At 38.7% G+C, this 26762-nt stretch carries 27 protein-coding genes and 2 pseudogenes; 12 read left to right on the top strand and 17 right to left on the bottom strand.

Annotated features, from left to right (window positions below):
* The 8 genes from KI375_RS24685 to KI375_RS24720 all read left to right on the top strand — a co-directional run.
* Positions 1-1095, top strand: a 1095-nt coding sequence (locus tag KI375_RS24685) for a collagen-like domain-containing protein (protein ID WP_483861605.1), incomplete at its 5' end; no start/stop codon positions are given.
* A gap of 213 nt (positions 1096-1308) precedes the next feature.
* The gene (locus KI375_RS24690; protein ID WP_212976039.1) at positions 1309-1617 is read left to right on the top strand and encodes a 30S ribosomal protein S6; all 309 of its coding nucleotides are present in this window, start codon (positions 1309-1311) and stop codon (positions 1615-1617) included.
* A 251-nt stretch (positions 1618-1868) separates the two neighbouring features.
* Positions 1869-2282 carry an alpha-helical endospore appendage domain-containing protein gene (locus KI375_RS24695; RefSeq protein WP_244853042.1) on the top strand — a complete coding sequence of 138 codons (414 nt, stop codon included), beginning with the start codon at positions 1869-1871 and terminating at the stop codon, positions 2280-2282.
* Between the two features lie 25 nt (positions 2283-2307).
* Positions 2308-2763 (top strand): hypothetical protein, encoded by a 456-nt coding sequence (locus tag KI375_RS24700; protein WP_212976040.1) that lies wholly within the window; start codon positions 2308-2310, stop codon positions 2761-2763.
* Between the two features lie 17 nt (positions 2764-2780).
* A complete protein-coding gene (locus tag KI375_RS24705; protein WP_244853044.1) occupies positions 2781-3797 on the top strand; it encodes a glycosyltransferase family 2 protein in 1017 nt (338 codons plus the stop codon).
* 21 nt (positions 3798-3818) lie between these two features.
* The gene (locus KI375_RS24710; protein WP_212976041.1) at positions 3819-4880 is read left to right on the top strand and encodes a polysaccharide pyruvyl transferase family protein; all 1062 of its coding nucleotides are present in this window, start codon (positions 3819-3821) and stop codon (positions 4878-4880) included.
* An 18-nt stretch (positions 4881-4898) separates the two neighbouring features.
* Positions 4899-5837, top strand: coding sequence for a glycosyltransferase (locus KI375_RS24715; RefSeq protein WP_212976042.1), 939 nt, complete (start codon positions 4899-4901; stop codon positions 5835-5837).
* 160 nt (positions 5838-5997) lie between these two features.
* Positions 5998-6897 carry a glycosyltransferase family protein gene (locus KI375_RS24720; RefSeq protein WP_244853046.1) on the top strand — a complete coding sequence of 300 codons (900 nt, stop codon included), beginning with the start codon at positions 5998-6000 and terminating at the stop codon, positions 6895-6897.
* 102 nt (positions 6898-6999) lie between these two features.
* Here the strand turns inward: KI375_RS24720 and KI375_RS24725 are convergent, their stop codons facing one another.
* The gene (locus KI375_RS24725) at positions 7000-8049 is read right to left on the bottom strand and encodes a polysaccharide pyruvyl transferase family protein (RefSeq protein WP_212976043.1); all 1050 of its coding nucleotides are present in this window, start codon (positions 8047-8049) and stop codon (positions 7000-7002) included.
* A 115-nt stretch (positions 8050-8164) separates the two neighbouring features.
* Positions 8165-9256, bottom strand: coding sequence for a glycosyltransferase (locus KI375_RS24730; protein ID WP_212976044.1), 1092 nt, complete (start codon positions 9254-9256; stop codon positions 8165-8167).
* Between the two features lie 128 nt (positions 9257-9384).
* Here KI375_RS24730 and KI375_RS24735 point away from each other — a divergent pair, with 128 nt between their 5' ends.
* Positions 9385-9789: a MerR family transcriptional regulator gene (locus KI375_RS24735; RefSeq protein ID WP_212976045.1), complete on the top strand. Its 405-nt coding sequence runs from the start codon at positions 9385-9387 to the stop codon at positions 9787-9789.
* 92 nt (positions 9790-9881) lie between these two features.
* Here KI375_RS24735 and KI375_RS24740 read toward each other — a convergent pair whose 3' ends face one another.
* The 4 genes from KI375_RS24740 to KI375_RS24755 form a co-directional block, all read right to left on the bottom strand.
* Positions 9882-10607, bottom strand: coding sequence for a RibD family protein (locus KI375_RS24740; protein WP_212976046.1), 726 nt, complete (start codon positions 10605-10607; stop codon positions 9882-9884).
* Positions 10608-10672: 65 nt separating this feature from the next.
* Positions 10673-11014, bottom strand: a complete 342-nt coding sequence (locus KI375_RS24745; protein ID WP_212976047.1) for a carboxymuconolactone decarboxylase family protein — start codon at positions 11012-11014, stop codon at positions 10673-10675.
* Entirely contained in the window at positions 11004-11423 is a 420-nt protein-coding gene (locus KI375_RS24750) for a cupin domain-containing protein (protein ID WP_212976048.1), read from the bottom strand. Before KI375_RS24750 ends, KI375_RS24745 begins: the two co-directional genes overlap by 11 nt.
* 196 nt (positions 11424-11619) lie before the next feature.
* Complete coding sequence (locus KI375_RS24755; protein ID WP_212976049.1) at positions 11620-12111, bottom strand: Rrf2 family transcriptional regulator; 492 nt, start codon at positions 12109-12111, stop codon at positions 11620-11622.
* Between the two features lie 256 nt (positions 12112-12367).
* Between KI375_RS24755 and KI375_RS24760 the strand changes: the two genes are divergently transcribed.
* Complete coding sequence (locus tag KI375_RS24760) at positions 12368-12805, top strand: carboxymuconolactone decarboxylase family protein (protein ID WP_212976050.1); 438 nt, start codon at positions 12368-12370, stop codon at positions 12803-12805.
* 120 nt (positions 12806-12925) lie between these two features.
* On the opposite strand, the gene KI375_RS24765 is transcribed toward KI375_RS24760, so the two are convergent.
* On the bottom strand, positions 12926-13345 hold the full coding sequence (locus KI375_RS24765) for a UPF0158 family protein (RefSeq protein ID WP_212976051.1): 420 nt from the start codon (positions 13343-13345) through the stop codon (positions 12926-12928).
* Positions 13346-13651: 306 nt separating this feature from the next.
* On the opposite strand from KI375_RS24765, the gene KI375_RS24770 reads away from it, so the two are divergent.
* A complete protein-coding gene (locus tag KI375_RS24770; protein WP_212976052.1) occupies positions 13652-14908 on the top strand; it encodes an Rpn family recombination-promoting nuclease/putative transposase in 1257 nt (418 codons plus the stop codon).
* 114 nt (positions 14909-15022) lie between these two features.
* Here the strand turns inward: KI375_RS24770 and rpiA are convergent, their stop codons facing one another.
* Positions 15023-15691 (bottom strand): ribose-5-phosphate isomerase RpiA, encoded by a 669-nt coding sequence (rpiA, locus tag KI375_RS24775; protein WP_212976053.1) that lies wholly within the window; start codon positions 15689-15691, stop codon positions 15023-15025.
* Between the two features lie 173 nt (positions 15692-15864).
* On the opposite strand from rpiA, the pseudogene KI375_RS24780 reads away from it, so the two are divergent.
* Positions 15865-16428: pseudogene (locus KI375_RS24780) on the top strand (YjgB family protein); the annotation flags it as partial.
* A gap of 322 nt (positions 16429-16750) precedes the next feature.
* On the opposite strand, the gene KI375_RS24785 reads toward KI375_RS24780, so the two are convergent.
* The 9 genes and pseudogenes from KI375_RS24785 to KI375_RS24820 all read right to left on the bottom strand — a co-directional run bounded on the left by KI375_RS24785 (position 16751) and on the right by KI375_RS24820 (position 26548).
* A complete protein-coding gene (locus KI375_RS24785) occupies positions 16751-17143 on the bottom strand; it encodes a GIY-YIG nuclease family protein (RefSeq protein WP_244853049.1) in 393 nt (130 codons plus the stop codon).
* Between the two features lie 87 nt (positions 17144-17230).
* Positions 17231-17344 (bottom strand): annotated as a pseudogene (locus KI375_RS27590) (AraC family transcriptional regulator); the annotation flags it as partial.
* A gap of 64 nt (positions 17345-17408) precedes the next feature.
* A complete protein-coding gene (locus KI375_RS24790; RefSeq protein ID WP_212976054.1) occupies positions 17409-19964 on the bottom strand; it encodes an ABC transporter permease in 2556 nt (851 codons plus the stop codon).
* 288 nt (positions 19965-20252) lie between these two features.
* Positions 20253-20840: an ABC transporter ATP-binding protein gene (locus tag KI375_RS24795; RefSeq protein ID WP_244853051.1), complete on the bottom strand. Its 588-nt coding sequence runs from the start codon at positions 20838-20840 to the stop codon at positions 20253-20255.
* A gap of 17 nt (positions 20841-20857) precedes the next feature.
* The gene (locus KI375_RS24800; RefSeq protein ID WP_212976056.1) at positions 20858-21010 is read right to left on the bottom strand and encodes a hypothetical protein; all 153 of its coding nucleotides are present in this window, start codon (positions 21008-21010) and stop codon (positions 20858-20860) included.
* A 48-nt stretch (positions 21011-21058) separates the two neighbouring features.
* Positions 21059-21283: a hypothetical protein gene (locus KI375_RS24805; protein WP_212976057.1), complete on the bottom strand. Its 225-nt coding sequence runs from the start codon at positions 21281-21283 to the stop codon at positions 21059-21061.
* Positions 21284-21327: 44 nt separating this feature from the next.
* On the bottom strand, positions 21328-23646 hold the full coding sequence (locus KI375_RS24810) for an ABC transporter permease (RefSeq protein WP_212976058.1): 2319 nt from the start codon (positions 23644-23646) through the stop codon (positions 21328-21330).
* A 643-nt stretch (positions 23647-24289) separates the two neighbouring features.
* The gene (locus tag KI375_RS24815) at positions 24290-25996 is read right to left on the bottom strand and encodes an ABC-ATPase domain-containing protein (RefSeq protein WP_212976059.1); all 1707 of its coding nucleotides are present in this window, start codon (positions 25994-25996) and stop codon (positions 24290-24292) included.
* A gap of 63 nt (positions 25997-26059) precedes the next feature.
* Complete coding sequence (locus KI375_RS24820) at positions 26060-26548, bottom strand: hypothetical protein (RefSeq protein ID WP_212976060.1); 489 nt, start codon at positions 26546-26548, stop codon at positions 26060-26062.
* Positions 26549-26762 lie beyond the last annotated feature (214 nt).

Consider the following 26762-nt stretch of genomic DNA (forward strand, 5'->3'; position numbering starts at 1 on the left):
ACCGGAGCCACTGGACCGACCGGCGCTACTGGACCGACTGGTGCCACTGGACCGACTGGTGCCACTGGGCCCACCGGCGCTACTGGACCGACCGGAGCCACTGGACCAACCGGCGCTACTGGGCCGACTGGCGCTACCGGACCGACTGGTGCCACTGGACTTGCGGGAGCCACCGGACCGACTGGCGCTACTGGACCGACTGGTGATCCTGGACCGACTGGCGCTACTGGGCCGACCGGAGCCACTGGACTGACCGGAGCCACTGGGCCGATCGGAGCCACTGGACCAACCGGCGCTACTGGGCCGACTGGCGCTACCGGACCGACTGGTGCCACTGGACTTGCGGGAGCTACCGGACCGACTGGTGCCACTGGACTTGCGGGAGCTACTGGGCCGACTGGAGCCACTGGGCCGACCGGCGCTACTGGACCGACCGGAGCCACGGGACCGACTGGCGCTACCGGACCGACCGGAGCCACGGGACCGACTGGCGCTACCGGACCGACCGGAGCCACGGGACCGACCGGGGCCACTGGGCCGACCGGAGCCACGGGACCGACTGGCGCTACCGGACCGACCGGAGCCACTGGTGCTACTGGGCCTGCTTTTGCAGAAAACGGATTTTCTGCCACTCAAGCAACAATGACTGTAGCTGGATCAGAACAAATAGTCAGCTGGTCTACGATAACACCTGGCTCTTACCCTAGCCCTAACTTTGCCGCATTAGACGGAATATACACAGCGCCTGAAACAGGCCGTTATTCCATTAGTGCAACAATAAACTATCAAACAACAGCCGCACTTACCATTAGTCTTGGTGCGGGAATAAACCCAGCTTTTGAAGTTCAACGGATTACGCCAGATCCTGCAACATTGGTAACCGGCTTATTCCCTATATTGAACGTAAACGTTGCCCTACTCCTTACCTTAAGAGCAGTATTAGGTAACGGAACTGTAACGCTCGCAAGAGAAGTCGAGCTTACTGCCGGGGACCAAATTGGTCTATTCTATGTAGCTAATGGTTTAACCATCGGTTTAGACTTAGGTGGTAGTGACCAGCAAGGTATTTATTGGTCCATTAATCAAATTGCATAACACTTTAGACTGGAGCATACTTTTTGCTCCAGTCTGTTTATATGCTTTCTAACTGTATAAACGCATTTTATTATTGCATTTTTTCGATTAACCTAGCAATTCTTTTTATACATAAATTGCCTCTAAATAGACCTCAAATAAGGAACAGCCCGCCTAGCCCTTACATACAATAGTACCGCACTAACAAATCTATGAAGAAATGAGGAAATCCACTTGTCACAAGCAAATATCCCCAATATTACACCTGAGATTTCAATTAACAGAGATGATGTAATTAACCTATTGCTAGCCTCAATCGCCTTTGAAGAGTTAGGCTTAGCCCATATAATTAACGCCGAAGGAGAAAAAGTTCAATATGTATTAGGGACTTTAACAACCTCACCAGATATCATTTCAGAATTAGATGACTTACTAGCCATTAATGACAATGTCCAGTCCACGCTTGAAGTTATTCTGAAGAAAGAATTATTACTACAAACCAAACTAAAGAATATCATTGAACTCATTAGCTCATGTCCTTAAAAGTTTTAACCTAAAACCGTTCACTAAATACAAGAAAAGTGAGTAAGATGAATCATATGCAGAAAAGCCTACTTTTACTTTGTTTAAAATTTAAATTAGTGTGTTGATAAAGTAACACTTTCATCAATGAAATTTCGCTGATGGTTAGCGAAATGTATCAGGATATTCAGCGTCCGTTGATCCCGAGAATCGCAATAGGGAAAGGGTCTTACGGATTGGTTCACGCTGTTATAAAGCTAGGAGGAAGAAACATGTCAATGCCAACCATCCCTGACATTACACCGATCGTATCATTAACTCGCTGTGAGACAATCGAATTATTATTATCATCTATCGCACTTGAAGAGATTGGATTATCTCATATTTTGAATGCAGAAGGAGAAAAACTGCAAGCCTTCTTGAAAAATCATGATCATTGCCTAGACGATTACTTACTACTAAATCACAGTGTCAATCAAACACTTCGTACAATTGTCAAATCGCAAATGCTTCTTCAATTCAAGTTAGAAGATGTAGCTGACCTAGATGATCGTTGTGAATGTACCTGTGAAAAGTCAAAACATAAACCTAAAAAAGCAGATTGTCACAATTTTTATGATCCGCTCCGACCTGAAGATAATCATCATGACTGTAAAGATCATAATCATCATCGTGAAAAAAAATAAATACCCACTAAGGGGGAAATGTAAGGTGTGCAAACATGACATGACGATCAACCAAGATTTCATGAAGAGTGAAACTGAATATCTAGCATATATGCAAGCCTTCTTACATTTCCTATCATGCTGTTTACTAAAATTAACAAAAGATTCTATTACAGAAAAAGAAAGACGGCAAGCAGAGAAGCAATTGCTAAGCTCCCTACTTATATTAGAGAAGCTGCATCACCATGTTATAGCAAGAGAAAACCTATTAGAACCCTTTTTTACTTTAAAAGAGGAAGCTTCCTCTATAGATATGGTTGTGGAAGAATTAGGACATCAGTTGTTAAATACCAAAAACGTTTTTTCAAATCACTCCTTTCAATCAGATCAAGTAAAGCAACAATGTCTAACCATTCTAAGTCATTTAGTAAGTCATTATCCAATTATCCCTGTGGTTAATCAATCTCCCCCTGGTCTACCGTGGGTTACTCAAGATTTGTAGGAAGGAGAGCGAATCAAATGAGACAGATTCCCACTATTAGTTTATGTATGATTGTTAAAAACGAAGAAAAATTCTTAAACCAGTGCTTGGAAAGCGTTGATACATTAATCGATGAGATTATTATAGTCGATACTGGTTCAACAGATCGAACCAACGATATCGCCAAAAAATTTCAAGCACAAATTTTTTATTATAGTTGGGACGACCATTTTGCAAATGCAAGAAATTTCAGCTTGCAAAAAGCCACCACAGACTGGATTCTATGGCTAGATGCAGATGAACAATTGGACCATAGTAAGATTGAAGAAATCCAACAAACAGTGCAAAGAACAAAAGCGATAGCGCTCTCCTTACCTATTATCAATTATAGTGGTGACACAGTAGAAAAATCCGAAGGTCAAGCTCACCTATATTACCAGCCGCGTCTCTTCCGTAACCATCAAGGTATCCATTTTGTCCACCGAATCCATGAAACATTAGATATTCCAAGTCTCGGCTTTATCGAATATCTTGATACACCAATCTACCATTATGGTTATATTACGGAAGTAACTAAACGCAAAAATAAAGCTGATCGCAATAAACACTTATTAATGAAGGAATATCATAAAAAAGACCATAGCCCTTGGATCGAATACCATTTAGCTAGTGAATATTATCGTGAGGAGGAGTATCAACGGGCCTTAGAGTTCGTCAACAAGTCCTTGTTACAATTTTTATTAGCGTCTAAAAAACCGCCAGCCCTTCTGTACAAATTAAAATATGATATCTTGCTACGCACAAATACCCTTGAACAAGCAGTAGCTGGAATTGAGAAAGCGCTCCTACTATATCCTGATTATGTCGACTTACATTTCTATAAAGGTTGTATGTTATTTGAACAGGGTGATTATTCTAAAGCCTTACACAGCTTTAATAAATGCTTAGAATTGGGAGATCACCACCCTAATTATCTGATCTTAACAGGCGTAGGAAGCGATAAAGCTCTTGAATATAAAAAAGCTTGCTTAAATAAACTTAAGGGACAGAAATAGATAATGTCAGGAGGTTATCACTTGAAACATGTATTATATATTGGTTGGATAGGTTATCACAATCTAGGTGATGAACTTATGTTTGACCTATTCAAACAACAATTCTCCAAGCTAGGGGAAGACTATAAACTCGATCTTGTGAATAATGAAAAACGCTATCTCGACAATGCTCCTTTACATGTCTATGATTTAATTGTCCTTGGTGGCGGCTCTATTATTAGTGGACCAGATCAACTGATTCAGCCCTATATTATCGAAACCTTATATAAAGCTATACAATTAAATAAAAAAGTCATGATTTGGGGGTCTGGTATTGATTGGGCACCTAAATCATATATTGCACCTGATGCCCCAATTTCCTGGCATGCATCACCTGAACTGAAACAAAAAGCACAGACTGTTTTTAAGGAAAGTGTTTGGACTGGCGTAAGAGGTCCGTTCACACAGCAAATACTCCGGCATTGTGGGATAGATGCTCCTGTTGAAATAAGTGGTGATCCAGCTTTTCTATTAGAGAAAAAGTCTACTACTGAGCAGACAAATAAACTGATTGGTGTGAATTGGGGAACCTCTTATCAAAATATTTATGGACATGATGAAATCACACTTGAGAATCGATTAACCTCTGCCTTAAATCAATTGATTGCCAAAGGATATAAGATTTATTTTTATTTAGTATGGCATGCAGATCTTGATGTAACCAAACGTCTGTGCCAGAAATTAACTAATCAGCAAGCCATTATACTTGATGAAAAAGTATATCATCAGGATGAATTAATGAATTTAATGGATCGTTTTGCTTTCACGATTAACTTTAAATTACATGCCAATTATTTGTCCCTTGCTGCACAAGTTCCATTTATCGCACTGGGCTATCGCTTTAAAATATTTGACTTTGCCGCCTCAATTGATTTAAGTGATATGGTGATCGCAACCGATGATACTCAACTCTCCGGTAAAATTCTTTCTCTCGAACAACAAATCACTACCAACAAACAGAGTATCATCAACAGCATGCAACAATATCAACAAATGTATCAAAAGAAACTGACAAAACCCTTTGAACAGGGGCTCTATCTTTAAAGGTAAGGAAGCGTGGCAATGAATAAATTAAAGATATTATTTGTAACTCGTAATGATCGCCAATATACAGTTCCTGCTTCTTACTATTTTATACAGGAGCTTAGTATGCTGACCGATTTGTATGTATCACACAGATCTGGTGACATTAATGAAATCGTGGCAAGCCTTGAGGAGAAACCAGATTTTATCTATATCAATGATTATTTCGAAAATGGTTCTCCGATTATCAAAGGATTAAAAGACGTAAAAATCCCCTTCGCAGTGGGTCTTCATGACCTTCATTATCAAAAGCCTTATCGAAAGGCAATGCTTGAAAAAGAAGAGGTTAAACATATTTTTACTTATTATCGCGATAAATTTCTGAAATGGTACCCCGAATTCTCTGCACAGATGCACTGGCTTCCGCACCATGCACAAACAGACCTTTATTATGATTACCAACTTGATAAAAATATCGATTTATTAATGACAGGCTCTTTATTAGAAGATTACTATCCATTAAGAGTGCTGATGCAGAAACGGCTAGCAAAACGGCCAGAATTCACCTATCTCCCCCATCCTGGTTATCGGCATATAAAGGAACAGGAAAAAAATACTTATGTGGGTGCCCGGTATGCAAAAGAATTAAACCGTGCCAAAATCAGCCTCACCTGTGACTCTGTTTTCAAGTATCCTTTAATGAAATACTTTGAAATTACTGCTTGCAATACACTACTTTTAGCTCCCTACTCAAAAGAATTAGGTGATTTAGGCTTTGTTCCTGGTGTACATTTTGTATCCATTGACGAACAGAACTTTGAGGAAAAGGCTTATTATTATTTGGAGCATGAAGAAGAAAGACAAACCATTGCACAAAATGGCATGCGATTATCGCAAAAACGCCATTCCACCAAACAACGAGCAAAGGATTTCTTAAAGGAAGTTGAGACTATTTTAGCAAACAGTTCGTCTACCTAAAGACAGATAAACATTCACTTTGTCAAACAACTCATACAATAAGGAGACTGCAATTTTATCAAGGTGCTAATCGTCCTTACGATCACGGATGGTAACACCATGCTAAAGATGCACTAGCCACCAGCAGGGGAAAAACCACACTGGTGGATGTCTCACTTTATTGAGAAAGGAATGTATCGACAAAGTGAAAAAGTATAAAATTCTTATGTGCTATGGCAAAACCAATTTCACGCCAGGTCGATATCTAGAAGATGGACTGCGCGCAATTGGATTGACAGTAGATGTATATGAACAAGTCATTGATTTTAATAAAATTGACCTCACTAGTTATATAGCTGTTCTATTTGTAGAAAGCCCTGCTAGACCACCAATACATGTGCAAAATATCACTCAGGTTACGATTCCAAAAATTCTTTGGATTCATCATGGCGAAAATCGCTTGGTCACTAATATGAGGTTAATGACACAATATCAGCCAGATCTAATCCTTATGGCCCATTCCTTACACTTAGCCAAGCACTTTTCTATACCTGTTCACTTCTTTCCATTTGCCATGGCAAATGAGATCTTTAACAGTAATAAGCCTTTACTCAATCGTTCTACAGATATTTCTTCGGTTGCTACATTAGACTCACTTTATTATCAACAACGCCAGAAGGCTATCCGCCTATTAAAAGAACAATTCAAAACAAACTACCAAATGTCTTTTCATAAACGTGTTTTCTTAGATCAATTAGCTACGACTTACAGTAACAGCAAAATCGTGCTCAATCACACGGCGGATCATATTAAAAGTCTTAATATGCGGCTTTTTGAAGGGGTAGGATGCGGTTCCCTTGTTCTGAGTGACTATGTACCGAAAATGGAAGAGATCTTTACAGATGGTAAACACCTTGTACTCTTCGAAAATCATCAGGACCTATTAGAAAAAGCAGACTACTATTTAAACCACTTAGAAGAAGCACAGATAATTGCTTCTGCAGGATATCGCCATCTCTTATCCCATCATACCTATGAAAATCGAGCGCATGAATTGTTGAATATTATTGAAGAATTATAGGCAAGGCATAGAAAACGAAATTCCCACTTCAACTGCTTTGACGTATCGCCCCTTCAGGTGGGGATTCAGTTTTTATCCCAAACTTCTTTTGTTTACATATGATCAAAACATTGAATCAACAAATGGAGACTCTATCTTTGCTTGATACAATTTCTGTTTGGCATGATAGGTCGCCATAATCTGTTTTCGAGTACGATTCACTCCCGAAACTACTTCTATTATTTTGGGGGTAACGTCTTTATCGCTAGTAGAAAGAACCAAATCTTCTAAAGCTAATGAGGCATATAGATCAAAGACTTTAAAACGATAACCTAAGGCAATAGCCGGCGTACCTGCAGCAAAGGACAGTATATTCGGATGAAGCTTAAAATTAACCGTTAGCTGACATCCTGACAGCTTGCTCATCAGTTCTTGCTCTGTGTACAGCCTTCTTTCAAATACAACAGATTTCTCACGGGTAATTTTTTTTTCTAAGCGCTGGCAGGCGGAGAAATCTTGGTTCCATACCGCATATATAAAAATATCATACCCTTGATCTATTAACTGTTGTGCGGCAGTTGCAATCTGATCCTCCAGCAATTTCTCATTGCCTCCATATAACTGATTGTTGGTCGTTCCCCAGTTAATCCCAATCGTTGGCTTATCATTTGTCGATGTTTTTTCCACTTCTAGCAACAGACCGGGATCACCAATCACTGAAATCCCCTGCTCCCCTGTTAATGTTTCAACCACTCTTTTGCTTAACGGGCCTCTAACACCTGCAAAATCCGCACCCTGAAACACTTCTCTCAGCATCTCTCTTTCTCTACCTTGAAAGCGCAAGATAGAGTTCACTCTTTCATTATTTTGCAGCTGATAAAGTTGTTTTTCTGGTATCCGATCGATACCACTTCCCCATATCATAATCTTTTTTCCCATCTTCATTGCCTTGTACAAAATAGCACTATAGCTTGGCGTAATTAAAGAACCTCCACCTAAAACAACCGTATCATATGGCGCTAAATCACGGATATTGACGGCTGGAAAAGAAGGTACCACGGTAATCTGATCAGACGATAGATATTTTGCAGACAACTCCCGGAAAGTATGCCATAAAAGATCATCCCCCAAATTGCGATAGCCAATCCACCCAATATACAAAACCTTTCTCATCACTTTCACACCCTTTTTGGATACTGAAATACACTTAGCCTATCATCTTTGATAGGCTAAAGTGAGAAACACATAATAAGCAGGACCTTTTCTACACTCATGAAAAGTCCTAAGCTTACTGTTTATTCTTCGCGTACTCTTTGAAAAACTTCTCATTATATTGGACTTGGGTATCATTTGGCCGATATTGCTTTGCCATACTGTTATGTTCAATTGCCCGATCTTGGTCACCGATTTGCCAATAGCAAACACATAACTGCAAGTGAGGATACCAAGTAGCATAACTCTCCTGATAAAAACCTTGGCTATCACTAACATCTACCTCTATGGCTAATCGATACCAAATAATTGCTTTTGCAAACATATTCTTCTCTTTGTATAGATCGCCGATTCGGCAAGATACTTCTGGTCGTGGAACGTCATAAATAATAGACATGACCAGTGCCTCAATCTCTTTTTCCAGGTTATCTAGGCTTCTATAACAGGAAGCCATATTAATGCAAGCTCGAATTTCATCCTCTACCCACCCCTTTTTGGTGGCGAGGAACTCTCGATAATAAATGGTAGCCTTTTGAAATTGACGATGATCCTTTAGTTCATTGGCATAGTAAAACAAGTCACGTGGACTAAATTCCTCTCCTTGTTTTAAACGCTTTTCATATATTTTCAGGTTGCGATCTTTCGGCACAGAATCTGTTGATTTATCGGATTTTCGATGTCTGACCGCAACATCGGCTGAAATAATATTTCCATATACTTCTAAATATTCATGAACAGGACCAATCCATTGAAAATCCCTTGAGCGTTTGACTAGCCTATTCCTGCGATAACTGAATGTTGGATTATCATATTCATCAAAGGCAATTTGATAGAGCATCGAAACAGCATCCACCGATTCGTCCAAATCTGCTATTACTTGTCTTAATTTCTGTTGGTTTTCCTCTGTCAATATATCGTCCGCATCAAGCCAAAGAATATAATCACCACATGCTTGACTAAACGCAAAATTTCTTGCCGCTGAAAAGTCATCCACCCATTTAAAATCAATGACCTGCTCTGTAAATTCCTTAGCAATTTCCTTTGTACGATCTGTAGAACCAGTATCAACAATAATAACTTCATCACAAATAGGTGCTACACTCTCTAAACACTGGCGTAACACCTCTTCTTCATTTTTTACAATCATACACAAACTAACCTTAACCATACATGTACACCACCAATGATAAGATATAGTAATATATGATCAGAATCGTTATTGTGAACCTTATACTGGTCTCAGAATAGGAAAAAATAAACTGCAACTTCAATCAGTGGGAGTATTACTGCCCGTTAATGCAGGATAAAAAAGTACAAGGAGGTGATCTTTTGCATTATACAATTAAAGAGTTTTCCAAAATAACTGGTTTAACCCCCTATACCTTAAGGTTTTATGAAAAAATAGGTCTTCTAAAAGTGAAAAGAGACAACAATCAAAACCGTATATATGATGATCTAAATAAAGATTGGGTCGATTTTTTCCTACATCTTAAGAGAACTGGCATGTCCTTAGAAGATTTAAAGCAATATATGGCTTGGTGGAATCAAGGCGACGAAACAATTCTTGAAAGATTAGAAATGCTAAAAAAACAAAAACAGACCGCTCTTACAGAATTGGAAAAATTGCAAGAAGGGATTACTGAATTAGATCGAAAAATCACCCAATACAATAAAGCATTAGAAAAGCATAAAAGAAGCTAGAACCCAAGGCGCGTCCTAGCTTCTTTTATTTCGTAAGATTCCAATGCTTAACATTTTGAAACTTTAATGTTCCTATTTCTTTTAAAATCCTGTCAATTATTGTTAACTGTATACCTTAACCAGACACTACCGTCATCTTTCGCTTCAACAGCTTTTAATGCAAATCCAACAGGGGTGTCCACTGACAATCCCTCTTTCGCTTCAAAAAGTGACGGAGCTGTCGAAGAGCCGTCCGCAGTTGGAGAGATCACAATACTCACTTCATCACATAAACCCTCTTGAATAAATGACCAATTAAGAACACCACCGCCTCCAAGCATGAGTGTTTCTATATTAAATAATTCCTTTAATTTTTGCATGGCCGCACCATAATCGAGTGCAGCTTTACCTGCAATAATATAAGAAATATTTAACTTTCTTAACAGTGCTTTATACGCATTACTTGCCTGTTCGGTCAGCACCTCAATTACATGTGCCTGTGTACTCTGATAATTTAAGGTATTGCTTGTCCATCCAAGCTTTCCAGAAGGGTCAATGGAAATATAATATTTTGGTAAATCTGTATCTACTACAAAATCTCCTTCTGGAACGATCAGCGCTTCCTCATCTAAGTTCGGCATCTGATATTTGGTAAAATTATCATCTGTCGTTGTACGTCCAGATAACCATCCTTGATGCTGATAATGCGGGTTTTCTCCAAATGCAAGATTATAAAACAGCTTGCCACTTTCCTTCCCTTTAGGGGTCCCCATATAGTTTCCTATTATCTTACCATCCAATGAAACTTGCATGTGACAAAATACGTAAGGTCTATTCATTTCTCTCTCTCCTTTTGCTTATTTTAAATGAGTTTCAACCGTTTCTTCATTCGCTCATTAGCCAGTTAATCTTTAAATATTTCCTTCGCGATAGTAAAGGCAGACCACGCTTTGGGCCATCCTGTATAAAACGCTAAATGTGTAATCAGTTCTACCATCTCCTCTTTTGTTACACCATTTTGCTTGGCCATCTTCATATGCGCTTCTAATTGAGGAAAAGCTCCTTGTGTTAGTAAGCTCGAACAGGTAATCATGCTGCGATCACGAGCGGATAATTCTTTTTCTCTAGACCAAATTTCCCCGAACAAAACATCATCATTTAACTCGGCAAATTTAGAAGCAAAATTCCCTAATTGATCACGTCCAGCCGTTTGTTTAACCACGCTTGCTTCCTCCCTATAATTCATTTTTTAATTTTGAATATTCCTCATATGTTACAGCCTCTAACCATTCTGGCGTGCCCGCAGTGATGGCAATATGTTCGAACCAACTATCTTTCGTTGCGCCATGCCAGTGTTTCACGCCATCATGTGTCACAATCACATCACCAGCTTTTAATAATTGTGGGGCTTTCCCAATTTCTTGATACCAGCCTTCACCGCCAGTAACTAATAAAATCTGATACCCATCGTGATGAATATGCCAATTATTGCGGCATCCGGGTTCAAAAGTAACATTGCCCACTCCTACATTGACGTCAGGTTCAGCAACTAGCGTATTTAAGTAACTTTGACCTACAAAATATTGTGCGAACGCCTCGTTCTTTTCTCCAGCTGGAAAAATAATTCCCTCTTTAACTTCTTCATTTTTTGCCACTGTTTATTCCTCCAATATTATAATTTGCATTGCCGGTTCAATAAGGCTAGCATACCCCTTAGAGTCCACTATAAGTCAACAGTTTGCTTAATGGTTTGCGCATAAAAAAGAGAAGATCAGCCATGTATCTGGACAGATCTTCTCATTGTCGTTTTCATCTTAATAATGGATATTCTATTTGCATCACTTCTTAAGCTTATTTAAAGAATTCTTTTGTTGCTTCGATATGTTCACTTGGCAGGGTTTGTTTTAATTCCGAGTCTAGCCAAGCAATCGTTTTACTTTTTAAATAATCACGCATCTGTTGTTCTGCTTCAAGCATCACTCTATTAATAGTACATTTCGATGGACTGGTACTGCAGGAAGCACACTTCTCATCTCGTCGATAAGCAAAATTTTCTCTAATATTCTTACACTGAAATATCGGTTTTTCTCCTTCTATCGCCTTTACTACATCCCAGAACGAAATATCTTCAGGTTTTTTACTAAGTCGATATCCTCCATTCACACCAGGCACAGAACGAACGATACCTTCTTTAGCTAATTTTCCAAATACCTTTGAAAGATATGTTTCTGACAGATCCTGAAATTCTGCTAATTTTTTTATTCCGATACTTTCTTCTCTCGGTACATCTATTAGATAAACAAGACTGTGTAGCCCATACTCTACCATGACACTATATTTCATTCTCTCACCTACTTCTAAAAATGAAAAAATCGATTCTCACTTTCTACATGTATCTGTATATTAACATATTTTATCAACATTCATTTGACAAAAGCGAAAGATAAGACTATATTAAGGACAATAATAATCAACGATTAATATTGTCTACAATTATTATGACCTTTAATCATTTATTCAAAAGCTAAGTACTATCATGGATCTGCTGTTGTAAATATAAGTATGTGTTGACATTAAATTAACTTAGGAGGAATGGAGTATGACACAAAGAATGAATTATTTTGAACTCGTACCTGATGCGGTAAAGATCATGAGAGAGATGGAAAAGTATACGAAAAAAAGCGGCATTGAGAGGAAATTACAGGAGCTGATAAAAATTCGTGCTTCACAAATAAATGGTTGTGCATTTTGTCTTAATATGCACACAGCTGATGCAAGGAAAATCGGAGAAACTGAACAACGTTTATATTGTGTTAGTACGTGGGAAGAATGCAATTTCTATTCAGATGCAGAAAAAGTAGCTTTAGAATTAACCGAGCATATTACACTCATTTCAGAAAAGCGTGTTCCAGATGATTTGTATGTGCGTGTTCGTAACTATTATTCAGAAAAAGAATATCTGGATCTAATCGTGCTCATTAATCAAATCAACAGCTGGAATCGACTCTCCATTGCAGCGGGAAATATCGCAGAATAAAAAATGGTTCTGTACATCAGCAATTTGATGAGCAGAACCATTTTCAACATATTCTTTACATTATATTTCAGTCTACAAATTGGCAACAAAACAGCTGGACTTCAATCCCGTGAAATCCTTCTAAATGTATTCTATATTATGATCTTCACACCATCTTACCGCCATACGTTTATATTCACTATCCCGATAGGAAAACCATTGTTCTTCTAAAGCAAAATAATAAATTTTATCTTTAAATCGTCTAAAGGCTCCCCGACCTCGGATAGCATCCTCCAATTCATCTCGGACTTCTCCTTCTGGAAGACTCCATATAAATGTCTCCATTATGTGATAGTCATTTATTTCAAATTTGCTTGGAAGTTCAATGTATTTATTATCATCATCTGCCTCTAATTCCTCGAGGAAATCACTCTGATCAATGCCGGTAAGCATGGAATCGCCATACATAATGATTTCTCCGCTTTCCGTGTTGCAGTAATACTCAAATTCATCACTTGCCGATTCAATGGCCTCTAGGACATCTTCCAGTTTTATTTTCATCTAGCTTGACCTCCTGTAATTGGATTACATTCTAGTAGCCATTTTATACCTTTTCATTCCTATTTTAAACAAGGGAACTTCTGACTAGTAGCGAATTGCTGACTAAACCTGCTAATAAAAGACATCTAATATTTTTTATCAATATAAACAAGGGGTTCCACTTTTCCTTGCTGAACTAGTCATCAGGAAAATCGAAATCAAATGTTACACTTAAAATCTTCTTGCAACAAGAATAAACGTTCGATATACTGTATTTAGATAGGCCGCTTTGTTTCCAACCTCAAAAAAATAAAGGATGTGCTATCTATGCCGCAAACGAACCATCTCCAAAATTATCCTCAACAAAAAGTTTTCTCCCTTCAAGTAAGTGAAAACTCAGGAAAATATGATAAATCCAAGAAAAGAAAAATGCGAACAAGAAGATTGCTTAGTCACATTGCAGGGCCAGAATTAATGGATTTGAAAATCGATTATGCGTTTAAACAATTATTTGCCAATGAGAAAAATAAAGAAATCACCCGTGTTTTTTTAAATGGTTTTCTCCTTAAGGCGGGAAGGAAGCCCATTCAAAATCTGACCTTTAAAAATGTGGAGATTAGCAGAGAATATGAAAACGATAAACAGGCAAGGCTCGATCTGCTAATTGAGACAGAGGATAAAGAATTGATAAATGTAGAAATTCAATTTACGAATGAATATAATATGATTAAAAGAACAATGTACTATTGGGCGAGACTTTATGAAAAGCCTTTAGAAAAAGCACAAGACTACGAAGAATTAAACTCAGTAATTACAATTAATATTATGAATTTTGAACTTTTTTATGATCTCCCCGCTTATCATACGATATTTCAGATGTTTGAACGTTATTATAAGAGACAATTAACAGGCTTGGTAGAATGCCATTTTGTTGAGATTCCAAAATTAATCAATGCTTGGAAAAAAGAACAGCTCAATCCTTGGGACGATCTCTTAACGCGCTGGCTATTATTACTTGGAGCAGTGGATAAAAAAAGAAATCAATTTAATGATGATATTTATCAAGAATTGGAGGAGATTGCAATGAGTGATAAAACATTACATGAGGCCATGCAAAACTGGAATGAGTTGAGCCGCACAGAAGAACATAGTCTAGAGTATGAAGCCCGCCTCAAGCAAATCTTAGATGAACAATCACGTCAACGTAATATGGAACGGAAGATGGAACAAGTTCAAAAGGCTAAGCAAATGATTGAAGATGCGGATAAAAAAGTAAAAGATGCAAATAAAAAAGTAATGGATGCGGATAAGAAAGTTAAAGATGCAGATAAAAAAGTAATGGATGCAGATAAAAAAGTTAAAAATGCAGAAAAACAAACAAGTGAAGAGCGAGAAATGAGATTGAAAGCGGAAAAGCAAGCAGATACTGCTCTTGAGCAAGGAAAGAAAGCAGCCACACTAGAAATTGCCCGTCAATTACTGAGACAAGGCTTAGACCACTTTACTATAGTGAAAAGTACTGGACTAGTGGAATCAGAAGTCAAGGCACTTCTACTAGAAATAGAAGATAATCATGATAAATAAAAAAACAGCCAGTTACATGTACAGCGATAATATGATGCCCCATTTTTAAACCATTATAAAGATAGGATCGAGTGAGGCCTAATCAATTAATAAATAGTCCCCACTTGATTCGTTTTATTTAAACAAAGTCTTTACATTTCCATCACTTCCACCAATCACAAGGGTATCAGCCATATTAACAAAAAGACCATTCTCAACTACACCAGGAATCATATTTAATCTATTATTCAGGCCTTGAGCATCTTGGATATTTTCAAAAAAACAATCCACTAGATAATTTCCATTATCCGAGATAAAGGGGACATCATTTTCCATTCGTAATGTGGGGTTACATCCTAATGAACGTATTTGATTATACGTTACTTCCCATCCAAATTGGACAATTTCTACAGGTAAAGGAAATTCACCTAAATTCGGAACATATTTCGCTTCATCTATCACGATAATCAATCGTTGTGAAATAGAAGCAACCAACTTTTCCCGTAATAAAGCTCCTCCCCCACCCTTTATAAGCTCAAACTTTGTATTAGCTTCATCAGCGCCATCTATCGTTACATCTAATTGCTGGATCGAAGACAAACTGACTAATGGAATCCCTAGTTCAATTGCGAGCTTTTCAGTATGTATAGAAGTAGGAACTCCTTTTATATTCAGGCCTTTTTTTACTAACTCACCAAGCTTTAAAATAGACCAATAAACTGTCGAACCCGTTCCAAGGCCTACAAGCATTCCATCTTTGACATATTCAACTGCCTTTTCACCAGCCAGCTGCTTAGCATTCATACATAATCCCTCCGAAAGTAATCGCGTTCATTATTCTTAAATTTTAACATAGATACTTCATTCTCTCTAAATTGATTTCAAAAAGGTTTCCAGTATTGTCTTCTTGAAAATATAAATCATTCAAGTTTTATTTCTTTTTATAAGGGAAATACATTAAATAGGAGGGATAAGCAATGGCATTAAAAAAGACAACAACGAAAATGATTGCTGCCTCATTACTGACAGGTTCAGTCTTAGGATTCACTGCACCAGCTTTCGCTGAATCGGCTCATGCAACATCTGAGACAGCAGTTGCTTCTACGAATCAACAGGCAATAGAGACCCTAAATCAGCTTTATGATCAAGCCTACTCGGGAGAAATGCCAAAGCTTGTTGATGGACTACAAATCAATGTAAGTATAAAACAGGATGTCCATAATCAGATTGGCTTACCTGAGGAACCTGCAACTAACGACGATCCTTTTGATCATTATCATGGCTCAATGGGGCAAGCTAGTTACGCCTTCGCCTATCATCCAAACGGAACGATTTCAGAAATTCGTTACTTTGGAACACAGGTAGAGCGTCAACAAAATCTTGGTGGCATCTCACCTGCAGTATTAAGTGAACAAATCGGCAGTGCCGACAAGATTTTAACTGTTCCTAACACAAATGAGAAAGATTATGTTTATATAACAGGCGATTACGAGCTTCATTTTGTAATTGGCGATGATCAAAAGGTTGACCATGTGAATTTAACCCCTGCTACGGATCAAACCAATATTTCTAATGGAGCTGCAGCGATAGAATATTTAAGTCATGAATTGGATTTAGATAACAATGATGATATCGCCTTTAGTGATATGGGCGGAGATCTAAAGAAAGATAAAGCAGGGTCATACTACACGATAAAATTAACCTCTAAATCTATGCAGGAAGAGGGAGGAACTGGAACTGTAGGTTTATATAAGGTATATCAAGATGGTACCTATAAACTGGAAAATTAGGATATGAAATAAAGTGTCTTTTAACCCAAATAAGTATAGAAAAAGCGGCTGTCCAATGAGCCGCTTTTTTCGCTTATGCATCAGGAAATAGATAAAATAAATGCGAAAAACAGCGACAATCTGATGAACCAAAGCCTTTTATCGGCATACTGCCAGCGTTTTCTTGCAATAACCTCTGAAAAAGTTTACATTCTCCTTCATCACCAGGGTAGGTTTGGATATCTACTATCTGTAAATAAGGACGTAAATAATCTATATGCCAGCGTTTCTTTTTGTCCATCTGGATATGCCTATTTACTCTTGCTTGAATATTTCGTTTTGCACTTCCCACATATACATAATAGCCTTTAGAAAAATGAAAACAACCCAATTTTCCGATTGTAATCGCCTCTTCATCCTTTGGCATAAATGCTTTTATTGCATAAAGGGTATCAGATGCTCCGATTGAGTAATCCATAGCTTTCATCACTATTCACCTCTATATAAATTGTTCCGATAATACACATGCATCATTATAGCAATGTGTACTCCCTTTTACACAGCTATAGCATTCCTAGTTTTCCTTCAAGATGCGCAGGCCACACATATGAGCATAATCACAGCTGAATTGCGAGGGGCTTTCGTACCCTACCCGAAATGCAGCATCTGCTGCGTTCATTGGCTTGGATCATAGACTCCGTACATGGAAAAACCTCCCTCTGTTATGCTGGATTTTAAACAAGTGGGCTGATTTATCCAGTAGTCTTGAATACATCCATTATTTTCATCGAAGCTATTTTGCCCGCCATTGGCAATGTTGCCAACACGGTCAATATAAATATGACAAGATAAAGAATTCCAACTCCCCCCAAGGGAATATGCGCAAAGATGACTCTAAAATAACTGGCAAGGTTGTAGACTGAGAAAAGTAGTATAGTTGCAGTCGCGCTACCCATCAGGATAGATAAGATAGCCAAGATAACTCCCTGCCAGGCTATCATTTTTATCATTTGAAAGGGTGTCAAGAAAATGGAGCGCAATACAGCATATTCGCGTCTTCTCGCATGGATTCCCCCATTAATTGCATTCAATACGCCGCCCGTGCCACAGATCATAATGATGCCCGTCACACCCAGGAGCAGCATTAGGATTTGTTGACGTGAAGTATCTATACTACTAATCGCTTCCGTTAGATGGCCCCATCTCATTTCTGGGTATTCCCGTTGCAAAAGATTATGGGACTGCATGACCTGATCCTCGTCACCATCCTTCACCTTGATATACATTTCCCACAAATTTGCAGGTTGAACGGCTGGGTGGCTTTCATCGATAAATAAGGAGCTTCGATGTTGAGGTAATACTTCCAGCTTATCAGTAATATCAGTAATGACTACCGAAGTGGGCTGATCATCGATAATGATCGAGACCGTATCCCCTCTCTCGATCCCCAGTTCATCTGCAAATTTTTTTGACAAAACACCAGCATCCTGTAATGCATCATCTGGCAATGAAGCTAAGTGCCATTCAGTCAAGGTGCTTAGATCTGTCACAACATAGCTTAGTGAATCTTGCTCTTCGCTTATTGAACCATCAAGATTAGTGTTTTCATTCATCTTTGCAAATTCCGTTACTGGCAATGGTAAAACTTTCTCCACCCCCTCTAATTCCTCCATTTCATCCTTTAAATACCACGGCATTTCCGGGGCAGAAGTAACGAAGAATCCTTGTTGTGCCTTCACAAAAAAATCTGCGTTCAGATTTTCTGCCTTATCCACTGAAGCGGAACGCCCAGTAGAAAGAAACACAGTGGCAACAGGGACACACACCATGATCACGAGCGCCATTAAGATGACCGTTGATAGCTGTGATTTTTCCACCATTATCCTTTGGGCTGATAACTTTAGTGAACGACTTGCCATCCAATCCGGCAATAGAGTTATGAATCTCAAAAAGGCCATTCCCAGCCAAACCGTCCGACTTAATAAAGCAATACACAGTAATAGGCCGCCAAGCATACTGGATAATGCTTTCATATTGATTAGCGGAATACTAGGAGTGTCCTCCGGTATAAGAAAGTTAACCAGCCATAACAATAATCCGGCACTAGCAAAAATCACCCACCATACAGCTTTACCACTTCCCTCATCTGTACTATCCATTGATTCTCGAAAGCTCTGTACAGGATCGGTATCGATCACCTTTCTAACTACACCAAGGGAAGCCAATAATATAACAAGCCAGGATACAAATGCGGTGACCGCCATCCCTATACCGCCGGCAGAATCAGCTTCAGTGGCTAAATCCAGATGCAACAATCTAGAAACCCATATGATTCCATGGCCACTAAATCCCCAAGTCAAAATAAAGCCCAGGAATGAACCGAGCGCAGCGATCAAAGCCCATTCATAGATGACTATTTTCAGAAGTTGTTCAGTACTTCCTCCGACCGCACGGATAACAGCCAATTCTTTCAAGCGCTGCTGGTACGTCGTTTGCATCATACTGTATACCAATATGACACTTGCCAAGAAAGCAATGATGCTCAGTATATAGCCATAAATGCGAAAAAAGGCGTATTGTTTCTCTTCTTCCTCCATTCCATTCAATGCTTCTACACGCACTTCCGTTGGCAACTCTCTTATTAAATCGTCCCCTATGAAGGGGATATTGGCTTTCGGTTTCATTTTAATCAAAATGGGATTCATCGTTTCCGGCAGCCCCAGCACTTCTTGCAAGGATGACAAATGAAAGAAAATCCAATTTTCACTTGATTCTTCTTTATTTTTCGCTGGTTGCAAAACCTCAACCACTTTCCAAACAACACTGTTCCCGTCAAGTAAATCAATTTCGATAGAATCGGATACGGCAACATTCCACTGGGCGGCCAGACTTTCCGATAAGGCCACTTCATAGTCCGACAAGTCTTGCTTGAATTTGTAATATTCCTTTGTCACTTTTTCATTGTCAACACCGACATAATGGAAAGTTGTGTCATCAATGACAGCGCTTTGATTTTCATATAGAATCCTGCCCGCCATTTTTCCTTCCAGCGCTTTTCCTACTGATTGTATTTGATCAAAGCTATTTACTTTTTCAAGAATGTCGGTATCCAATCCGCTCCATTCATTTTCACTTGTCGGAGGAGGTGAGCTGATCCTGATATCGGCTGATCCATATTCATTCTCTAACCGCTGATCTATGTCTTGATTGAACATAATATGTAGCTGAAACATGGAACAGAGCAGGCCGACGCCTAAAGCAATTGCTAAAATTGAAGAAAGGGTTCTGCCTTTGTTGACTAAAATCAATTTAAGAGCCAGACTCCATACGTTGCTAACCACTGTATTCTACGTTCCCTTTTTTAGAGAAATTCTGATACCAATGAGCCTGTAAAGTTAACATGTTATACCATTCTCCCTTTCGATTTATTAACTCCTTATATCCTTGGTCAATCAGTTTCCAACCAATATATGATCTGCAAGCTGTGATTGTAATTGTCGTTTTCACTTACCTAGTTTCAGTAAGCGATTACAAATATAAAGTTATTGCCGCTAGAGATTGGTCATCAATCTTGTTCTTATTGGTTTTTCCTGCTCTCATTTTACTGCAAGCTGATCGAGTACACATTTGAGTCGTTCCTGTTCATCCTCGAACTGGGCATGCTGACGCCATTCCTGCTCAATGCTTCCATCTTTTATATAAATAATCCGATCCGCATGTGCTGCTACAGTGGGTTCGTGCGTAACAAACAAAATCGTTTGCCCATAACTCTCCCTCATTTGCTTGAAAAGCTGTAACACTTCCTCTGTCGTAGTCGAATCTAAGTTCCCTGTGGGCTCATCTGCTATGAGTAGTGCGGGACGATGGATTAGAGCGCGGGCAATGGCTACTCTTTGCTGTTGCCCGCCCGAAAGCTGGCTGGGAAAATGTTTCCGCCGCTCATATAGGCCAACAAACTCTAGTAATTGTTTGGTCCGTTGCAAAATTTCTTGTTTTTTCAAACCAGCAAGGACAAGGGGAAGGGAAACATTATCCCATGCCGTGATCCCATATAACAAATTAAAGGATTGAAAAATAAATCCCATTTTTTCTCTGCGAAATCGAGTGGAGTGTGGTTCATTGAATAGTAAGTGGTTGACATTTTTACCTTCAAAATAGATTTCCCCTTCGGTAGAACGTTCCATTCCTCCTAAGATATGCATTAGTGTCGATTTACCAGATCCGCTTGGCCCATGATGGCGACAAACTCCCCTTTTTCAACTTGGAAATCGACGGAATGCAACGCCACAACACGATTCTTCCCTAGCTCAAACGTTTTGGAAAGATGACTAATTTCTAAGAATGCTTCTGTCAATCTAAAAACCTCCCTATCTCATACACTTTTAAAATAAAATCAAATATATTAACCAGCTGTTTTAAATACATCCATTACCTTCATCTTTGCAATTTTCCCTGCCGTAGGTATCGTTGATAATACAGACAATACAAACAGGGTTACATACAGCACGATTATATTTTTAAATGGGATATAGTTTAATACCTCATCAAATCCTCTCGAACTGTTATAAACAGAAAAAAGAAGGATGGATGCCGCTATTGTTCCTAGCAATAGAGAAATGATAGACAACACAACTCCTTGCCAGACCACCAACTTCATCATTTGAAATGGTGTTAAGTATATGAGTATATGGAACGCAATACGGCATACTCACGCTTCCTTGCATGAATACCTGCATTAAATGCATTTAGCATACCGCCAATGCCACTAACTAATATGAGGATCGTAATTCCCTGTAGCATAGATAGGGCTTGTTGACGTGTATTTTCAAATGTACTTGCAGCTTCACCTGTTTGTATCCATCTCATCTCGAGATAAACTCGTTGAAGAAGATTAAGTCTTTGCTTCATTTGTTCATCATAGCCATCCTTAATCTTAACAAAAATCTCGTCTAAGCCAGCAGGCTGAATGATAGAATGACTTTCATCAATTAATAATTTGCTATGGGAAGGAATTGTTTCCAACTTTTCGGTAATATCAACAATGGTAACTGAAGCAGACTGACCGTCAACAACTATTTGTAGGGAATCACCTATTTTTATTCCAAGTTCATCCGCAATATATTGTGGCAAAATACCTGCATCCTCTAATACATTATCTGGAAATGAAGCTAGATCCCATTCAGCCAATGCTGTCAAATCTGTCACACCATATGCGATCAATGATTGATCTTCACTTGTTAAATTTATATCATTATCAATGATCTTAGCAAAGTGAGTTATTGGTAATGGTAGAACTTTCTCTACCCATTCTATTTCTTCCATTTCATGCTTTAAATACCACGGCATCTTAGGGTCAAATGAAATTTCTTGATGTGCATTTATAAAGAAATCTGCTTTCATTTGTTCTGCATCAGAAATAGAATCTGATTGATCCATAAAATGAAACAATGTAGCTACAGGAATATAAACAGTCATAATGAGGGCCATTAATATGATTGGAATCAGTTGGGATCTTTCTACCAACAACCTATGGACTGAAAGACGAAGAGAACGACTTGTCATCCATTCTGGTAACAAAGTGATGAATTTCAGTATGGAAACACCTAGCCAAATCGTTCTACTTAATAAGGCTATGATCAGTAATAGTCCACCTAACATACTGAACATCACTTTCATATTCATTAAACTCATATTCGTAGTACTTTTTGATATGGTAAAGTTAATCAACCAGAATAATAAACCTGTAACAACAAATATAATCCACCATATACCTTTACTATTATGTGCATCCGCACTACCCGCTGATTCACGGAAACTCTGTACTGGATCGGTAGCTCCAACTTTCCATACAATGCCAAGAGAAGTTAGTACTATCACAAACCAAGAGAAAAGAGCAGTAACTAACATACCAATGATTCCCCTTGGGCTATTCTCAACGAAAAGTTCCATACTGAATAAACTCGCAGCAACCCAATGGATGCCAAAGCGACTATATAATTGAGCGAGTACAAGGCCTAAAAATGATCCGATAGCACCAATGAGAGCCCATTCATAAATGACCATTTTCATTAGTTGTTCTGGACTTCCTCCTACTGCACGGATAACTGCCAATTCCTGTAACCGTTCTCGGTACGTTGTTTGCATAATGCTGTAGACCAATGTAATACTTATAATGAAAGCAATGATACTAAGTATATACCCATATATACGGAAAAAGGTGTATTGGTTTCCCTCTTCTTCTAGTCCATTTAGTGCGTCAATACGAACGTTTTCCGGTAACTGGCTTATTAAAGAATCCGAAGTTTGGCGTATATTTGCCCCTGGTTCAAGCCCAACTAGAATCGGATTGATCGTTTCAGATAACCCCAATATTTCTTGTAATGATGGTAAATGAAAGATTACCCAATCTTCAACGGGCTCCCCTTTATTTACTGTCGGCTGGATAATTTCAGCTACTCTCCAAGTGACACTGCGCCCACTCATTAAGTTGATTTTAATAGAATCTGATATTGCTACATTCCAGCGGTCAGCTAAGCTTTTAGATAAAGCGACTTCATAGTTAGATAAATCTTGCTCAAACTTGTAATATTCCTTTGTAATCTTTTCATTATCGACTCCAACGTAATGGAAATCGGTATCATCAATGATTACATCGTTTTGATTTTCATACAAAATTCCGCTTGCCATTTTTCCTTCTAACGCTAGACCCACTGATTGGATTTGGTCAATACTAGGTATATTCTCAAGTATTTTATTATCTAATCCACTCCATTCTTGTACTTCAAATGGGGGAGGTGAACTAATTCTTATATCCGCAGAACCATATTCATCTTCGAGGCGTTGTTGCAAACTGTTATTGAATGTCAGATGCATTTGAAACATTGAACACAATAAACCCACACCTAAAGCAATTGCCAAAATCGAGAATAAGGTTCTTCCTTTTTTGACGAGAAGCATTTTGTGAGATAATTGCCACAGTTTACTAACCACTATATTCTACATTCCCTTCCGCAAAGGAATTCCGACACTAATGAGCCTGTGAAGTGAACATCTTATAATATTTTCCTTTGAGATCCATTAATTGTTGATGCGTTCCTGGTTCAATCGATTTCCTCTTACTTAAAACTAATATTTGATCGGCAAGTTGTGCTGGTCCTAGGCGGTGTGAAATTGTAATCGTCGTTTTCACTTACCTAGCTTTAGTAAGCGATCACAAAAAACGATTTGGAGTGTAGATCCAGTAATACAGTATGTTCATCATCAAGCTCGAGCAATTGCAAATTCGTTGTCATTATCCCTCAGATAATTCTTAGCCTATGTATGTAACCGCTTTACATTTATAATATGAAAACAAATAATTTATAGAGCTTCATCGGAAGCATTAGCTATTTTCACACTACTACGGTCCCAAATTGTATTACTTAAATATTATTATGAGTTGACAACACGACGATCCATTAATGGGAGGTTTATTAATAACTTCTATAAGAGTCCCTCTAATCCTCCCTTATTTCGAAAATCGAAAGATATTCTTAGTTCTTTAGAGCAAGCAGAATGAGACCTAAAATTATCCATGTTTCTCCAACTGAATAAGAAGATTGTTGGGGAAATCATGGGTAATTTATATATTAAATTAAGCTTTTATTCTTAATCCCCGATAGCGATTAAGAGCCGCACAGAATTCTAGTTTCCGCGGTAGGGCTAGGTTTCCGGGATGACCCGTATAAGGTGAGATGGAATCCAGTCCAAATTGTTTGATATGCGTATAAATCCGGTCAGCAGCTTCGGAGATAGTGAGTTTTTCATCGAGTAGTTCCTTTTTGAAAAAGTCCAGCATGACCGCAATACAGTTGGTTTGGCTATCGTCGATTAGTTGTTCTAGCCCGGATAGATCGATCTGTTCCCTGCCGTATAAAATCGTATGTCTTCCTTTTGCTTTTAAGCGATTTTCTTTCCCTGTTCGTGAAAAACTAGTTTTTAAAGGGATTCTGGCGGAAATATCCCCAAAGCTATGATTCCATATATTTTCTCTTTTATAGCCATCGGTGCTGGCAATCGTCTTAGCCGCATCGGTCACATCCTTCAACTGATATTCATCCATCATGATGATATGATCGGCTACATCAAAATAATCTCCTGAACCACCAATGATCAGGATAGTAGAAACACCGACCTCATCAAACAGCGGTTTTACTTTATCTATAAATGGGGTGATCGGCTCTTTATCTGGTGCAATCAATTTCTGCATCCGCCCATCTCGGATCATAAAATTTGTAGCAGACGTATCTTCATCAATCAACAACAGCGAGGCTTCGGCTTCCAATGCTTCCATCACATTAGCTGCTTGAGAGGTACTTCCACTAGCATTTTCCGTAGAAAACTGACGGGTGTTCTTTTTGCCGGGAAGATTGTTGATAAAGGGACTAATATTCACTTTTTCAATATTTCGGCCATCTTCAGCGCGAATCTTCACTGCGTCTTGACGGGTGATGACCATTTCTCTGCCATCGCCGGCAATATGATGGTATACACCAAGCTCCAGTGCTTGCAGCAACGTAGATTTTCCATGATAACCGCCGCCTACAATCAGCGTGATCCCCTCAGGAATCCCCATTCCAGTAATGGTTCGCCCACTTGGCAGCTCGATTCGCATTTCAAATTTTTTCGGGGTTACAAAGGGAATACCGCCCTTTAATGGCTTATCAGAAACGCCGCTTTCTCGTGGTAAAACAGAGCCGTTTGCAACAAAAGCAACAAGCTTCCTTCGTTCTAACTGCTCACGGATATACACTTGATCCAACATCAAGATCACTTGATTGATCATCGCTTCTTGATTCACATTGCAATATAACAGAGCTTGCTTGACAATTCGTGGAAGGATTTCCTTAAAAATTCGCATTGCCGCTTTCCCTAAAATCCGTCTCCCAGCAGCTGGCAAGCCGATTTCAAGGCGAACTTCCAAGCGATCCTCTTTAATTAAAACAGATGTGCGTTCCAGCATTTCTTGGCCACAACGGTCAATCAAGATCATTCCGCTCTTTCCTGTTCCTTGACCAGCTTTGTTCCACTGTTGAATTCCATTCCAGAACGTTCTCGTCAAAAAATCAGCAACAGCAATCATTTTATTTTTTGAATCAAGCCATTCGTCGGGAATTCCAGCCGTTTCTCTATTCATCATAATGCGCATCTTAGATGGCGGTGCAAAGGGATCGACTTGAATATGGTCAACTGCAAGCTGATATTGGTCATACTTATATATTCCTTTGATTCGTTTATAAGCACTATATTTTTGTCCGTCTAAGGATTGTAATAATTGCTCAAGATCTGCAGCGCTTTTCATAAAAAATCTCCTCTTTACTACTTTTTACCAATCACATACCTACTGTAGACATATGTCAAATGATTAGTCTGTTTCTATAATTGTATAATGAATTTTGCCATTTTCAACCAGTGTTCCTTCATCATCTAAATAGGCCAAATAAAAGTTAATATTCTCTTCGTCCAGTTCTTCCCAGTTACCTTTAATTGGAATTTGAGCGGACAAGTTAAATTGCTCGCCCTCTGGAGCACTGATACGAATGCCAACTGAATGGTTGTCAACATGTACCTCTTTGCCCCTTACTCTATCTTGATCCAATTTGACATTGTCTGGAAGCTTAAATGTCATGTAAACATCATCACTTTCCTTAATTGGATAGGCTGAATCGTTTGTCCCTTCTCCTGCAACCCTTAAAACATCATCACCATTTTGCTTTTTTACATCAACTGTGAGATCGAGGTTAACTTCTGGGTTGCTTGGATGATCGCTACCCCCCCTATGACTAAGCGCATAAACACCTATTGAACAAATAACAAGGATTGCAACAATCAGTAGCAACACTTTTTTCTTCATCATCTCACTCCAAACAAGGAATCTATGTTTACAGATCTATATAAATAAAAATTGCTATTGAAGTATGATAACTTTCTCCTATCAATAGGATAAAAAACATAAAGTGAAACTTCAAACGATAGGTTTTTTCTACCCCATCCCCAAAAACTATATTCGCAATGTTTTGTCCTGAACCAATCCAGTTAATCCCCTACCTACGTGGTGGGGATATTAC

This window comes from Bacillus sp. J14TS2 (genome assembly GCF_018333015.1).
Classification (GTDB): Bacteria; Bacillota; Bacilli; order Bacillales; family Bacillaceae_C; genus Lederbergia.

Coding starts and splice junctions, on each gene's coding strand:
- KI375_RS24695 (WP_244853042.1), top strand. CDS start 1,869: ATGTCAATGCCAACCATCCCTGACATTACACCGATCGTATCATTAACT.
- KI375_RS24705 (WP_244853044.1), top strand. CDS start 2,781: ATGAGACAGATTCCCACTATTAGTTTATGTATGATTGTTAAAAACGAA.
- KI375_RS24715 (WP_212976042.1), top strand. CDS start 4,899: ATGAATAAATTAAAGATATTATTTGTAACTCGTAATGATCGCCAATAT.
- KI375_RS24725 (WP_212976043.1), bottom strand. CDS start 8,049: ATGAGAAAGGTTTTGTATATTGGGTGGATTGGCTATCGCAATTTGGGG.
- KI375_RS24730 (WP_212976044.1), bottom strand. CDS start 9,256: ATGGTTAAGGTTAGTTTGTGTATGATTGTAAAAAATGAAGAAGAGGTG.
- KI375_RS24735 (WP_212976045.1), top strand. CDS start 9,385: ATGCAGGATAAAAAAGTACAAGGAGGTGATCTTTTGCATTATACAATT.
- KI375_RS24740 (WP_212976046.1), bottom strand. CDS start 10,607: ATGAATAGACCTTACGTATTTTGTCACATGCAAGTTTCATTGGATGGT.
- KI375_RS24745 (WP_212976047.1), bottom strand. CDS start 11,014: ATGAATTATAGGGAGGAAGCAAGCGTGGTTAAACAAACGGCTGGACGT.
- KI375_RS24755 (WP_212976049.1), bottom strand. CDS start 12,111: ATGAAATATAGTGTCATGGTAGAGTATGGGCTACACAGTCTTGTTTAT.
- KI375_RS24760 (WP_212976050.1), top strand. CDS start 12,368: ATGACACAAAGAATGAATTATTTTGAACTCGTACCTGATGCGGTAAAG.
- KI375_RS24765 (WP_212976051.1), bottom strand. CDS start 13,345: ATGAAAATAAAACTGGAAGATGTCCTAGAGGCCATTGAATCGGCAAGT.
- KI375_RS24770 (WP_212976052.1), top strand. CDS start 13,652: ATGCCGCAAACGAACCATCTCCAAAATTATCCTCAACAAAAAGTTTTC.
- rpiA (WP_212976053.1), bottom strand. CDS start 15,691: ATGAATGCTAAGCAGCTGGCTGGTGAAAAGGCAGTTGAATATGTCAAA.
- KI375_RS24785 (WP_244853049.1), bottom strand. CDS start 17,143: ATGAAAGCTATGGATTACTCAATCGGAGCATCTGATACCCTTTATGCA.
- KI375_RS24795 (WP_244853051.1), bottom strand. CDS start 20,840: ATGGAACGTTCTACCGAAGGGGAAATCTATTTTGAAGGTAAAAATGTC.
- KI375_RS24815 (WP_212976059.1), bottom strand. CDS start 25,996: ATGAAAAGCGCTGCAGATCTTGAGCAATTATTACAATCCTTAGACGGA.
- KI375_RS24820 (WP_212976060.1), bottom strand. CDS start 26,548: ATGAAGAAAAAAGTGTTGCTACTGATTGTTGCAATCCTTGTTATTTGT.